Genomic DNA, 13,458 nt, shown 5'->3' with positions numbered 1-13,458 from the left:
GGACAGGCGCGAGCCCCGGGCCGGCCACGGCGGTCGCTGCGAACGACCTCCGCGCCGCGCTATTGAGGAAGCGGGCACGCGGCTTGGGCCTTCACCATCGCACCCGCCTTCGCCCGGGTGACGACCACCGCCTGTACCTGTTCTGCCTGCCTCGCGTCCGCCTGGGGCGCCGACGGGGCAGGGGTCAGCCTTCCGGGTGGCCCTCGTAGACGCGAATCTTGTACTCGGTGATCTCCAGCGCCAGGCCCAGCTCACGGATCTGCCGCGCGATGCGGGCTTGCTGGTCGAGCATGATGCGGCGGCGTTCCGGGATGGTGCTCGGGCCCTGCTCGACGAGCAGGATGTAGCGCTTGAGGTCGGTCATGGTCATGCCGGACAGTCGCATCCGGGTCAGAAAGACGAGGCGGCGCAGATCGAGCGCGGAGTACTCGCGGTACCCGGAGGCGTTGCGGCCGGGCCGCACGAGTCCCTCCTGCTCGTAGTACCGGAGGGTGGGCGTCGACAGGCCGACCAGCCGAGCGGCCTCAGCGACGCTCTTGGGCATCGCCGAGGTCTCGATGGTGGCGTCGTCGAGCAGGTCGTGCAGCGCATCGATCGCCGAAGGGGAAGGCCCTTGTTCGGCATCGAGGAGACGTTCGATCAGCGCTTCAGTGGCCATGACCGACAGCGTACGGCGGTCAGAACGCACGTACCGCGGGCGGCATGCCCGGGAAGTCCGCCGACTCACTGACCGACGCCCATTTCTCGACGTCGGCGAGCGCCCCACGGTAGACGCGGGTGAGGTTGCGAACCGCCTCTGCGCCCAGCGGGAGCCGGAGCGGCGCGTCGGGGGTGCCGAGCATGTCGCGGATCACCCGGGCGGCGCGGGCCGGATCGCCTTCCTGGATGCCGTCGGCCTCGGCCATGTTCGCGCGCACGGCACCGACCGTCTCGTCGTAGATGGAGCTCTGCTGCGCCGTACGGAGCACGTCGGTGGCGTTGAAGGCGGTGCGGAAGCGACTGGGCTCGGCGATGAGAACGCGGATGCCGAACGGCGCGACCTCACCCGCGAGCGCCTCCGACCAGCCCTCGAGGGCGAACTTGCCGGCTGAGTAGCTGCCGACGGCGGGGAACGACATCCGCCCGCCCTGGCTGCTCATCTGTACGATCGCACCCGAGCGACGCTCCCGCAGATGCGGCAGGACGGCACGCACATAGGCGGCCGGACCGAACAGATGCTGCTCGAGCATGGCCCGCAGCTCGGCATCCGTGATCTCTTCCGCGGCGCCGACCTGTCCGGCACCGGCATTGTTGACGAGCACGTCGACGCGCCCGAACACGTCCAGCGCCGTCTGCACGACGGCGGCCGCTCCCGCCGTGTCGCGCACATCGTGCTCGACGGCGAGGAACCGACCCCCGTACCGCGCCGTGAGACCGTCGAACCGGTCGGCCCGTCGCGCGGTCCCGATCACCTGCTCCCCGGCAGCGAGCGCCGCCTCCGCGAGGGCCAGGCCGAGGCCCGAGCTCGCACCCGTGATGATCCATGTCTTCGTCTCGTTCGTCGTGGTCACGGCACCGACGCTAAGCCTTCAAGCGCGCTTGAAGGCAAGCCGCAAGGACGAAGGCGCGTGCGGCTGTTGCAGATCACCGACATCGACGTGGCGGGCCGGACGGTCCGGCCCGGCCGGCGACCCATGCCGTCCCGATGGATCGCGCCTCCTGAACTGTGCCGCAACGCTGCCCGGCCCCACACGTGGCCTGGCCGACGGCCAACCCGCACGTGACGTTCACCGAAGGAACCAAGGCAGGGCGAGAGACCTGACCTCAACGGCGCACCCCTCTCACGCCCTTGACGACAGCGGCTACCCACCCCCGACGATCCGCAGCACCCGGCTCCATGGATCCCGAGCTCGTCGCCACCGCCTTCGGCACGGGCCCACAGGCCACTCCGCGCCACCTCGCCGACCGCGTCGGCGAGGGACACCGCCCAGCCTCGGAACCGAGCCTGAAACGGCTGGTATTACTGGGGCATGCATGAGGAGACCGCACGTTCCGCGATCGACATGTTCATCTCCGCGTTCAACGCCTCGGACGACAGCTATGTGACCGCCCTGCTTTCCCGGGCCTTGACCTCAGACGTGGTCTTCTGGGGACCTTTGGGTCGCAGCGAAGGACTCGCGGAGGTCGAGCGGTTCGTGCTGGACATCCGGCGCCACCCGGCGGGGACCGGCACGATGGTGCGCTGCTCAGCGGTGGACATGCCTGACGAATGGGCCCGGTACCAGTGGGTCTTCACCACACCCGACGGAGGCCCCCGCCTGGCGGGAACGGACATCGTCCATCTGCGAAGGAACCTCATCGACCAGATCATCGTCTTCGCCGGGGAGATCCAGCCGTCCACCTCCTGACCACTCCTTCTGCCGCTGTCCCCTGGGTTCCCTGGTCGGCCGGGAGAGCGTCGTGCGCGGCCAGGGGTCTCCCGTCGCATGTACGGTCACCCGGCACCCACCTGCGCCTGCCGTCCCCAGGGGCCGCCGCGTACCGGCAGCGGGGCCACATCCCTTGCACGTGAGGCGCCTTGAGGGGCGGCCGTTCAGCAGGTTTCCCTATAGGGGACGCCCGGCGCGTAGGTCTTCCAGTCCGACGGGGAGAGCCCGGTGCCCAGGCGGGCGCAGAGGGCTGCGGCGGCGCGGTCGGGATCGATGTCGTACGCCTGGACGAGTACGTGCGCGCCCGCCGCCCGGAGGGTGGTGCCGTCCGGGGCGAAGGCGAGGGCGCGGATCGTGTCGCCGGGCGTCGGGAGAGCGGCGCCGAGGAGGTGGTGGGACGCGGTGTCCCACAGTTGCAGCGTGCCGGAGTTCCCCGCGACGGCGAGGACCGTGGCGTCGGGCGAGAAGGCGAGCGCCGATACGGCCTCGTCCTCCACGTGGCGGGCTCCCGTGTGGGTGCCGGCGAGCGTCCCGAGGCGTGCGCGCAGGTCGCCGTCCCAGATGGTGACGCGGCCCAGCAGGTCGCCCGCCGCCAGCCGGGTGCCGTCCGGGCTGAAGGCGAGGGCGGTGGTGTCGTCACCGCCCAGCACACGCCGCCGGACCCGGCCGGTGGGCAGGTCGGCGACCGAGTCCGCCCAGGAGACGGCCGTGCCGCCGTCGGGGCGCAGGACCAGTTCCTCGCCGCTGAAGTCGGCCAGTGTGCGGAGGCGCTTGCGGGCGGGGACGTCCCACAGTTCGAGCACTTCGCGTTCACCGGTGCGGGAGACGGCGAGCGTCCGGCCGTCGGCGCCGAGGGCGATCCCGGAGAGGTCGAGGGGCAGTTCGTCCTCCGGGAGGGGCGTACCGCCTTCGCCGAGGTCGAGCTTGGCGAGCACGCGGCGCGCGCGTACGTCCCACACGGTGATGAGCTGGGGTTCGGCGGTGTCGGGGTCGATGCCCTGCAGGGCCCGGCCGTAGGCGAGGTATCCGCCGTCGGGGCTGAACGCCAGGCGATCGGAACAGCTGCTTTCGGGCGGTGCCGTGCCGGCGGCCGGCTCCGGGCGGGCTCCTGCCGGTTCCCCGTCGGCCGTGGTGCCCTCCGCGCCCGCGGTGGCTCCGCCGGCCGCCGTCCTTTCCGAGGCCGCCGTCCATTCGTCACTCGCCGTGCCCTGCCCGGCCGCCGTGACGTCGCCGTCCGCGTCCTCGGGTACGTCTTCCGACGGCTCGTCCGCCGGGACTGGCGGGCAGGGGGCGCCCGGCAGCTCGTCGAGGAGCCGGCCGTGGTCGTCCAGCAGCCGGTACGCGGACCGGTCACCGGCGCCGCCCACGGTGGCCAGCAGCCGGCCGTCCGGGCTCCACTCGGCCTCGTCGGTCGCCCGGTCGCGCCAGCCGCCGGTCACGGCGCGGCCCAGGGTCAGCGACCGGACGATCGCTCCGCTGCTGGAGGCGTACCGTATGGCGCCCCCGGCGACGTCGAGGCGCAGGGCGTAGGGGGTCTCGTTGACCAGCGTGTAGCGGAACACCGGGGCTGCGGTGCTCGCGGTGCGCCACAGCAGGATCTCGTTGGCGAGGGTGGCGGCCACGGCGAACCGGCCGTCGGAGCTGAGCCCGAAGTGCTGGACCCCTGAGGCCGCGAGCCGGAACACGGTACGGCCGCTGCGCAGGTCCCGGGCGCGGATGCCGCTGCCGGTGACCAGAGCGATGGCACGGCTGTCGGGGGTGAAGGCGAAGCCGCCCTCGAAGCAGTGGTCCTTGCCCGCGCCGGGCAGCCACGGCAGCGGCAGTTTCCCGCCGCGGCCGGTGCCCGCCGTGCCGGGGGCGGGCCGGAGGCTGCGGATCTCCAGGGGACGTTTGTCCGTGCACAGGGCGAGCCAGCGGCCGTCGGGGCTGACGGCGCTGTCCTGGACGGCTTCCTCGTCCCCGATGGGGAAGGCCAGCAGCTGACGCCGCCGCGCGACGTCCCAGACCTGCACGCCGGCCGGGTCGTCGAACTCCTCCCCCCAGCTCTGCACCACAAGAGTGCGGCCGTCCGGGCCGAACTTCGCGCTCATGGCGGACGGCACGGGGAGACGGCCCGTCCCGCGACCGGTGCGCACGTCCAGGAGTCGTATGCCGTCCTCCTCCAGCAGCGCCAGGGTGCGGCCGTCCGGGCTGAGCGTCGTCCAGGGCGCGCTGTCCCCCTCGCCGGGGTCCGCGCCGGCTCGGGCGGGGGTGTGGACGTGCGTGTGGGTGCGACGGTGAGTGCGTACGTCCCAGGTGTCGACGCGGTCCGGGGCGACGGACACCAGCGAGCGGCCGTCGGCGGTCAGATAGCGCTCGGCGGCCCCGGGAGCGGCGTCCGGAAGGGTGAAGACGTCCTGCTCCTTCTGCCCGAGGGCGCCCAGCAGGGCGGACCGGGTCTGCGGGGTGGGTGCGAGGCGCCAGGCGGCGACGCTCAGGCGCATCGCCTTGAGCGGGTCGGTCAGGCGCAGTCCCTCGGCGACGGCGGCGAGGCGCCCGGCCTCCGCCTCGACGCGCCTGCGGTCGCTCGTACGGCTCTCCTGCCACGCGACACCGACGGCGAGGAGGGCCAGGACCAACAGGCAGGACAGCGCTGCGGTCAGGGCGCGGCGGCGCCGGCGTTCCCGGGTGCGGCCGGCGAGAGAGGCGGTCAGGAAGGCGTCCTCGACCGCGGTGAGCGCGGCGGGCCGTCCGGGCTCAGTGCGGAAGTGCTCCTCGGCGGCGACCAGGCGGGCGCCCCGGTACAAGGCGCCGTTCTCGCGGCCGAGGTCGTCCCAGCCGCGAGCGGCCTCCGTCAGACGGCGGTGGGCGCGCAGGCGTTCGCGGTCCTCCTCGATCCAGGCGCCGAGCCGGGGCCAGGCGGTGATCAGTGCCTCGTGGGCCAGGCTGACCGTGTCGTCGTCGAGCGTGACCAGCCGGGCGCCGGCCAGCCGGTCCAGTACATGGGCGACGTCCTCGGGTGCAGCGATGTCGAGCTCGGCGCGGGGTGCGGGACGGCGGGTGTCCTGGGAGCCCTCGCCCGGTGCGATCAGCCGCAGCATCAGCAGCCTGGCGAGGTCGGCCTGCGCGGGCGAGAGGCGGGAGTGGACGTCCTCGGCGCTCTGGGCGATGGCGCCTTCCAGCCCTCCCGCGGCGTGGTACGCCTCCTCCGTGAGCGCCCGGCCGCGGCGCCGCCGCCAGGTCTCGCGCAGGACGTGCGACAGCAGCGGCAGGCCGCCGGGGCGGCCCTCGACCTCCCGCACGAGCCGGGCGGTGAGGGAGCGTTCGACGATCAGCCCGGCCGCCTGGGCCGGCCTGACGACGACCTCACGGAGCTCCGCCTGGCTCATGGGGCCCACGAGCACGCTCGTCTCGCGCAGCGCCCCGGCCAGGTCGCGGTGCTCGGCGCAGCGGGCGTAGAAGTCCGCCCGTACCGCGATGACGACCCGCAGGCGGCTGTCCGGACGGCGGGCGGCCAGCAGCAGGTCGATGAACGCGGCACGTTCGGCCTGGTCGCGGCAGAGCGTGTACACCTCCTCGAACTGGTCCACGACGACGAGCGTGTCCCCGGCCGCGTCGTCGCCGTCGCGGGGGCGCAGCGCCGCGGCATGCGTGGTCATGGGGTGCTCGCCGGGAGTCAGGACGCGGATGGCCGCGAGGCGGACCGGCACAGCGGCGGCACTGGCGGTGACGGTGGCGGTGACGGTTGTGGTGACGGTGGCGGTGGCGGTGGCGGTGCCTGCGTGGCCGTCGCGCCGCAGCGCGGGGATGAGCCCCGCCCGCAGCAGGGAGGACTTGCCGCTGCCGGAGGGGCCGAACACGGCGGTGAAGCGGTGCTCGGCGACCGACTGCCGTAGCACGGCGGTCAGTTCGACCCGCCCGAAGAACCGGTCGTGGTCGGCAGGTTCGAACCGGGCGAGCCCCTGGTACGGGGCGGCCTCGGCGACGTCGTCCTCCCGGGCGCTCGCGGCCAGTGCCTCCGCCTCCGTCTCGCGCCAGCGCCGCTCCCATTCGTCCGGATCGCCCCCGCAGGCCGTGACGTAGGCGCGGGTGACCGCCAGCGAGGGCAGGTGCTCGCCGGCCGCCGCCTGCGAGAGGGAGGTGACGGAGTAGTGGGCGCGCCGGGCCATCTCGCGGTAGGTGAGGCCGCCGGCCTCCTGACGCAGCTTGCGCAGCTCGTACGCGAACCGCTGGACCGGTCCCGCGTTCGGATCGACCGGTGTCTCGCGACGCCCCATGGTGTGTCTCCCCCCGTCCCCCTGTGCGCGGGTGCGTCTGCGCACGACGGGCCAGGCTAGGGAGCCCACCAGGGGTGCGGCAAGCGCCGATCCGGTCGCCGACCGGCGGTTTCGTGTTTGTTCGGTCCGGCGGAGGGGGCCTGCTGAACAACCGTCGGCGCTGGTGAACTCGGTGTTGCCGGCCCGGTCGGGGCCGGAGGCAGCCCCGGTCACGGGGCACTGACGGGGAGGAACCCTTCATGATCACGACACGTTCGGCCAAGCCCGCGCACCGGTCCCTGAAGGCCCTGGCGACCGCGGGAGCGGCAGCCGTGGTGGTGGGGCTGGTCCCGGCGGCGGCGGGGGCGCAGGCATCGGCCCCGGTGTCGGCGTCGGCGACGGCTTCGACGGCTTCGACGGTGGCGGCTCCGCAGTCGGCCGAGGTGACGACGGCCAAGGCGTCCGCGGCCGCGAGGAGCTACACCTACCTCCAGTTCAAGAAGAACAAGAAGGACCCTTCGAACTCCCGCCTGTCGCTGATCCACGTCCGGCAGATCAGCCCCGACAAGACGCGCTCGTACGTGCTCGACAGCTGGCGCGCGGGGTCGGGCCTGGGCGACGCGAAGAACGCCAAGAGGAAGGTCGGGCAGAACCCCTGCCAGAGCAACGTGGGCTGGCTGCCCAGCGGCGACTACAAGATCGAGTATTTCAAGAACAACTTCGCCGGCACCATCAACGGCATCGTCTGGAAGCTCCAGGACAAGCGGTGCAAGGCGAACGGGAAGAAGGGCACCAAGCGCGACGCGCTGTTCATCCACAGCGAGATGAAGTCCAACGGCAAGCAGGGCAGGACCGAGCCGACGCGCTGGGACGGCAACGGCGACTACAAGTCGGCCGGCTGCATCAAGCTCAAGCCGTCCGACATCCGTGAGCTGAAGGGCTACCGGAGCAACTTCCCGAAGCCCACGCGCCTCTACGTCTCCTGACGTCTCACCTTGGATCGGTCCGGCCCTGCCCTCCATCTCGGGGGCGGGGCCGGGCCCTTGCCGGGCCGCACCACACTGGGCGGGCGACTGATGCTGCGGACGCTTCGGGGCCCGGGTGGACCGGGCCGGGCTGCCGGGGCTGCCGGGGCTGCCGGGGCTGCCGGGGTCGGGTATGCCCGGCATGCGCCACGCGACAGTGTTCCGCGCCGGGATACGGCCGGATCCGACGAGATCGGTTCGAGCGACCGTCTCCCGGCGCACGGTGGAGGGGACGCGGCGCAGCTCCATGCCGCCGACGATGGGGCAAGGTGCCGGCCGCTGTTCCGGCGACGACGCTCCTGGGCCCCCGGCTAGTCAGTGAACGAGGGCACGTGGGGCGGTGTCACCGGTAGTCAGAGGTCTTCCGCACCTCGCCGAAGCGGGGGAAGACACGCTCCACGGCGAAGTCGTGTTCGTCCGCGGCCAGTCCGGACATCGCGTCGACCACGAACTCCAGCTGGTAACCGTAGTCGGACGCGGCCCGCGCAGTGGACTCGACGCCCATCGTGGTCACCAGTCCGGCGATCACCAGCGTGTCCACGTCCAGGGCGCGCAGGCGCTCATCCAGGCCGGTTCCGTAGAAGGCACCGACCGTTTGCTTGACCACCACGATGTCGCCGTCGTGCACCAGGCCGTCGGCGAAGTCGCTGCCGGGCGGCTGTTCCGCGACGCCCGGACGTTCCACCCGTACCATCACCACGGGTCGCTTCCGTGCCCGGAACGACTCGGCCAGCTCGCGGCCGCGCTCCAGCACTTCCACTCCCGTGTGGGGAGCGAGAGGAAGAGCGATGATGCGCGGCATCAGGTCGATCAGGACCAGGGCGGAGTGCATGCCGGTGATCATAAGACCGCCCCGCCCGGAAGAACAGATCTTCGAACCGAGCCCGCTCTTCCCGCCGTCCCAGGGTGAGATGCCGATGATGGACGGTGGCGATCCCGATGCCGAACCCGGCCGCGAGCTGGGCGTAGGCGTCACCGCAGGAGGGCCAGGGCAAGCAGGGCCTGGCGTGCCACGGGAGGTCACCGCCACCGCGTCCCGATGTCCCGGCGGCTGGCCGTCAGTTCTCCGACCAAGAACCGCAAGGTGCGGTTGGAGGACAAGTCGATGGAGGACGGACGGATAGTCAAGCACGCGAAGCTCCTTGCGGACACGGGTGATCTTGGTCGAGAAACCCGTTTACCAGGAGCTTCATAGCTGGGCAGGACAGTCCAACGCGTTCAGCGCTGGCGGCTCTGAAGTGGCCCGCTGACAGGGGGCTTGTGGCGGAAGCAGCCTGCTAGGAGTTGTCTTCAATGTCACGCCCACATCAGGAGCGAGGCGAGGGTGACGGCTGCTTGGTAGGACTCGGCGGTCTTGTCGTAGCGGGTCGCGATGCCGCGCCACTGCTTGAGGCGGTTGAAACACCGCTCCACCACGTTGCGGCGCTTGTAGAGCTGCTTGTCGAAGGCTGGCGGGCGTCCGCCGCGGCTGCCGCGCCGGAGCCGGTTGCGGACCTGGTCGGATCGCTCGGGGATGGTGTGGCTGATACCGCGCCGTCGCAGCCAGGTGCGGATGGCTTTGGAGCTGTAGCCCTTATCGCCCAGGACGTGGGCGGGCCTGATGCGGGGCCGTCCGGGGCCGATGCGGGGCACTCGTATCGCGTCCATCACGGCGGTGAACTGCGTGCAGTCGTTGGTGTTCCCGCCCGTGACCACGAAGGCGAGCGGGCGGCCGAAGGCGTCACAGGCAAGGTGGATTTTGCTGGTCAGGCCGCCCCGGGAGCGTCCGAGTGCCGGTGGGCAGAGCCCCCTTTTCGGGCCCCGGCGGCATGCTGGTGGGCTCGCACGACGGTGGAGTCGACCGACACCAGCCAGTCGATGTCCCCGGCCGCGTCCGCCTTTGCCTGCGCGGCCCGCAGCATCCGCTCGAAGGTCCCGTCCAGGGCCCACCGGCGGAAGCGGGTGTGCAGCGTTTGCCACGGCCCGTACCTCTCGGGCACATCCCGCCAGGCGGTGCCGGTGCGGAACTTCCACACGATCCCGTTGAGGACTCTTCGGTCGTCCAACCGCTTCCGGCCCCGCAAGGGCGCAGGCAGCAGCGGCCGGACGAACTCCCACTCGGCATCGGACAGTTCATGGCGACGTATCACCCGACCATGATCCACCACTCAAGATCAATTGAAGACACGACCTAGCCAGGCGTTTCGTCGCGCTTGCCTCTTCGGGCGAGGCTTCGGGCCTGCCCTTCGTGGATGTTGGTTGCCCACTCCCAGCCGGGCTTGGGCGATACGACCCGTGGGTCCCTGGACACCCGGGCGTCACGTAGGTCCTCCACGTACGCTCGATCCAGTTTGATCCTTGCACGTACCTCCTCATCTCTGGCGAGGGACCCATGTCCGGGGATGAGGACGTCGACGTCGTCCGCTACGCCCTCGAGTAGCCCCAGCCCGACCAGGTAGTCATCGATCGGGTTGCCGGTGTCGTTGAGCATGGGAACGAAGACGTCGGAGAGCATGTCGCCTGCGATGAGAAGTCGACGTTCTTCGATCAACAGAGCCGCATGGCCCGGGGCATGCGCCGGATGCTCAATGATCCGCGCCTTGGGGCCGTCCCAGGGAAGCTGCGTGGTTTCAGCAGGCAGGCCAGTGATCAGGCCGTACAGGTCGAGCGGTGTGTCCTCAGCGATTTCCGGGGGCAGCCCTTCGGTGACGCCGGCTTTCCAGTCCGCGTTCGACAACACCTCCTGCATGACGGCTGCGCAGCGGGCTGTGCCGTAACGGGGCGCTTCTCCGAGTTCAGCGTGCCAGAGCACGTGATCCCAATCGGGATGCGTCGAGAACCCTGCCACCACGGGCCAGCGCAGCTCTCGAAGGTCGTTCGCCAGGCAGGTCATCTCGGCACCGGTAATCCCGGCGTCTACGAGTAGCACGCCGTCCCTGCCCTGCACGACAACGGTGTTGTTCCCAAGCAACTCACTCTGGTGGATCAGCACGCCCTCCGCGACTTGCTTCAGCATGGGTCCCTCCCTGTTTGGTCTCCGCACCCTGCCAGGGGGGCTGGCGCACATCCACACAACCGGACGTGGCGAGTGAGGGTGATCCTGCGGCGAGACCGTCCACGGACAGCTTCCTCAAGGGCCAACCCGCGGCAACTGAGGACCCGAGGAATGCACTTCAGGATGGAAGAGGCTCCCTGTCGGCGGCACCATCCGCCTCAACAACACCCATAACTTCTCCGACGCCAGCCGCTCGACGAGATCCGTCATGCAGGGACCAACGAATGATCACGCCACAAGAAGCGACGTTCTGCTCCTGCGGGGCGGGGTCGGGGTCGGGGCCAACGGGGCCGGCGCCGAGGTGCCGTCGACAGGTGCGCAGCGCGAGCGCCAGGCAGTCGAGGCGGCAGTCCACTCGTGGGCGGCGGGGTTGCGGGCGCCGGTGCGGGGCTCACTGGTCAGGCGGGAGCCGGTCGGGGGTGCCGGCGCCGAGCGGACGGCATTGCGGTGCGGTGCTCACCCGCGCCCATCTCCGCACGAACTCGCACAACCGGCGACGATGACTTCGCAGTCAGCCATGACCCCATCAGCCAGGAGTCGCGCCTTCACAGCAGGGGAAGAGGCTCGGTCACGCTATCGACCTTGAGCCATTTCCAACCTGCCGGCGGGGCCGCGTGTTGTGACTGAGCGCTGCGTTGCCGACTGCGTCCGGACGAAGTCAGCCACGTTGGAATCAACTGGGCGATCGATCCCGATCATGACAGGATGACGGTTCAGGACAGGGGAGGCGGGACGGTATGGGGCTGGACTACAGCTATAAGATCTTCATGCCCCCTCGCAACGTTGCGAGAGCGCTGACCCGGCTGGCCGTGCTCGCCCCCCAAGGCCGCGAGACGCCGCCGCTTCCGGTGACCCTGCCGGGCGGAGAGCAGGTGATCGTGCCGTTCACCTCGAAGTTCAAGAGCGAACCGGTCGACTGTTCGGCAGGCGGCTCGCTCGAACTGGACACCTCGATCGTCGTCGGCGTCGACGACGCGGTGCGCGAGGTCTTCCTCCGCGATTCCGACAGGGTCGACGAGCAGGGACGGGTGTCGGTCGGGTACATCTACCTGACGGTCAGGTTCTCCCCCGCATGGCACCCGAACTTTGCGTCACTGCAGTTCACCGCCGCTACCTCGAGCATGAGCCGGATGTTCGTGCAGTCCGCAAGCGTCAGGAATGTCTTCACCGACCTCACCGCCACCACCGGTGGTGTGTGCTGCCTCCTCGACACCGAGACCGACATCTTCGACATCTGCTGGCTCAACGGCGAGACGATCAGTGGTGAGACTGTTCCTGGCACCCGTTTCTCGGGCTTCCAGGATCTCGTCGCCGCCTGGCGCGAGCCGGTGGAGTAGAACGGGGACGGCGCCCGCACGGGGATACGGCGCACCTGCCCGGTCAACGCTCAACCGGCCAACTGAAGCGCTCAGTCACACGTGTTGGACGGAACTGCGGAACGACGAAGCTCCTGGTAGACGGGTTTCTCGACCAAGATCACCCGTGTCCGCCAGGAGCTTCGCGTGCTTGCCTACCCGTCCTCGATCGACCTGTCCAGTCGCACCCTGCGGTTCCTGACCGGGCGTCTGACAGCCAGGCGGCAAGAGATCGGGACCCGGTGGCGGCGTCTGACCACCGGTCGTCAGGCTCTGCTCGTTCTGGCCCATCTGCGATGCGGCGACACCTACGCCCGGCTCGCCGCCGGGTTCGGTATCGGCATCGCGACCGCATACCGCTACATACGCGAGGCCGTCGACGTCCTGGCCGCGCTCGCGCCCACCCTGGCCGAGGCGATGCGCATCGCGCGGACCAAGGCGTTCGTGATCTTGGACGGCACTCTGCTGCCGATCGACCAGATCGCCGCCGACACCCCGTACTACTCGGGGAAACATAAACGCCACGGCATGAACGTCCAGGTCCTCACCGACCCGTTCGGCCGCCTGTTGTGGGCCTCGCCCGCGTCGCCCGGCTCCACCCACGACCTGACCGCCGCCCGCACTCACGGGATCGTCGAAGCTCTCACCGAAGCCGACCTCAAGTGCTGGGCCGACAAGGCATACCAGGGCGCCGGCGGCTCCATCCGGGTGCCCTTCCGCGGCCGTCGACTCAAGCGGTGGCAGCGCCGCCACAACAGCACGCACGCCAAGATCCGCTGCCTCGGCGAACAGGCCATGGCCACCCTGAAGGGCTGGCGTCTCCTACGGAAGCTCCGCTGCAGCACCAACCGCATCACAGCGGTCGTCCAGGCCGTCCTCGTCCTTCACCACGCGTCAGCGTGAGGTTGGAAAAGGCTCAGTAGCTTCTTCACTCGGTACCCCCCTCTTGGCTGGTGAGGAGGCTAGCACTCTGTGTGTAACTTGCATCCGAGATGGCGTCAGCTCGTCACTTGAGCGTTGCTCCGCAACTCGGTGCGGGGATGAGCAGATCGCCACCGTGGGATCACCTTGTCCGGTTCTGGCCCGGCTCACGATCGCAACGGATACCTGGCTGACCAGGCCGAACCGGGCGCAGGCATGCAGCCTTCAGAGTCGCGAGAATGCCCTTGATTCACAGCCTGCGGGAAGGCGGAGTCCCATGAGGGAAACAACGGGCATACCAACACCCTGAAGAAGGGTTCTCGCGCACCCAGGGATCAGGTGGACGCCTTCTGGCGGCAGCTGCTTCCCTTGGCCGGGCCTGGCCTCCCCCACCATGCCGAGGCGTCGGGTCGGAGCAGTCACGGCTCGTGGCCCTCTTCGCCGCCATCGAGGCGCCCGACGTCCTGGCCGCGTCTGGGC

General features: G+C 70.4%; 10 protein-coding genes. 4 read left to right on the top strand and 6 right to left on the bottom strand.

Annotation, left to right across the window (positions count from 1 at the left end; all coding sequences use genetic code 11):
- Positions 1–184: 184 nt before the first annotated feature.
- On the bottom strand, positions 185–658 hold the full coding sequence (locus ABFY03_RS37200) for a MerR family transcriptional regulator (RefSeq protein ID WP_319007988.1): 474 nt from the start codon (positions 656–658) through the stop codon (positions 185–187).
- 19 nt (positions 659–677) lie between these two features.
- Positions 678–1,550: an SDR family NAD(P)-dependent oxidoreductase gene (locus ABFY03_RS37195; RefSeq protein ID WP_319007989.1), complete on the bottom strand. Its 873-nt coding sequence runs from the start codon at positions 1,548–1,550 to the stop codon at positions 678–680.
- 459 nt (positions 1,551–2,009) lie between these two features.
- Here ABFY03_RS37195 and ABFY03_RS37190 point away from each other — a divergent pair, with 459 nt between their 5' ends.
- On the top strand, positions 2,010–2,387 hold the full coding sequence (locus ABFY03_RS37190) for a nuclear transport factor 2 family protein (RefSeq protein WP_346172136.1): 378 nt from the start codon (positions 2,010–2,012) through the stop codon (positions 2,385–2,387).
- 185 nt (positions 2,388–2,572) lie between these two features.
- On the opposite strand, the gene ABFY03_RS37185 is transcribed toward ABFY03_RS37190, so the two are convergent.
- Positions 2,573–6,664 (bottom strand): nSTAND1 domain-containing NTPase, encoded by a 4,092-nt coding sequence (locus ABFY03_RS37185; protein ID WP_346172135.1) that lies wholly within the window; start codon positions 6,662–6,664, stop codon positions 2,573–2,575.
- 239 nt (positions 6,665–6,903) lie between these two features.
- Here ABFY03_RS37185 and ABFY03_RS37180 point away from each other — a divergent pair, with 239 nt between their 5' ends.
- Positions 6,904–7,629 (top strand): hypothetical protein, encoded by a 726-nt coding sequence (locus ABFY03_RS37180; RefSeq protein WP_346172134.1) that lies wholly within the window; start codon positions 6,904–6,906, stop codon positions 7,627–7,629.
- 382 nt (positions 7,630–8,011) lie between these two features.
- On the opposite strand, the gene ABFY03_RS37175 is transcribed toward ABFY03_RS37180, so the two are convergent.
- From ABFY03_RS37175 to ABFY03_RS37165, 3 genes are all read right to left on the bottom strand, one after another.
- The gene (locus ABFY03_RS37175) at positions 8,012–8,500 is read right to left on the bottom strand and encodes an isochorismatase family protein (RefSeq protein ID WP_346172133.1); all 489 of its coding nucleotides are present in this window, start codon (positions 8,498–8,500) and stop codon (positions 8,012–8,014) included.
- A 464-nt stretch (positions 8,501–8,964) separates the two neighbouring features.
- Positions 8,965–9,794, bottom strand: a protein-coding gene (locus ABFY03_RS37170; RefSeq protein WP_428838207.1) for an IS5 family transposase whose coding sequence is annotated in 2 segments (ribosomal slippage) — positions 8,965–9,440 and positions 9,440–9,794 — 831 coding nt in all. Because the reading frame shifts where the segments join, the coding sequence is not laid out codon by codon here.
- A gap of 44 nt (positions 9,795–9,838) precedes the next feature.
- The gene (locus ABFY03_RS37165; RefSeq protein ID WP_346172132.1) at positions 9,839–10,663 is read right to left on the bottom strand and encodes an MBL fold metallo-hydrolase; all 825 of its coding nucleotides are present in this window, start codon (positions 10,661–10,663) and stop codon (positions 9,839–9,841) included.
- 776 nt (positions 10,664–11,439) lie between these two features.
- Here ABFY03_RS37165 and ABFY03_RS37160 point away from each other — a divergent pair.
- Together ABFY03_RS37160 and ABFY03_RS37155 are read left to right on the top strand one after the other, a co-directional pair.
- Positions 11,440–12,039, top strand: coding sequence for a hypothetical protein (locus ABFY03_RS37160; RefSeq protein WP_346172131.1), 600 nt, complete (start codon positions 11,440–11,442; stop codon positions 12,037–12,039).
- A 165-nt stretch (positions 12,040–12,204) separates the two neighbouring features.
- Positions 12,205–12,960 (top strand): transposase family protein, encoded by a 756-nt coding sequence (locus ABFY03_RS37155; protein WP_346172130.1) that lies wholly within the window; start codon positions 12,205–12,207, stop codon positions 12,958–12,960.
- The last annotated feature ends 498 nt before the right edge of the window (positions 12,961–13,458 follow it).

Source organism: Streptomyces roseofulvus (assembly GCF_039534915.1).
GTDB classification, from domain to species: Bacteria; Actinomycetota; Actinomycetes; order Streptomycetales; family Streptomycetaceae; genus Streptomyces; species Streptomyces roseofulvus.
This window is presented reverse-complemented; position numbering and strand designations above follow the sequence as displayed.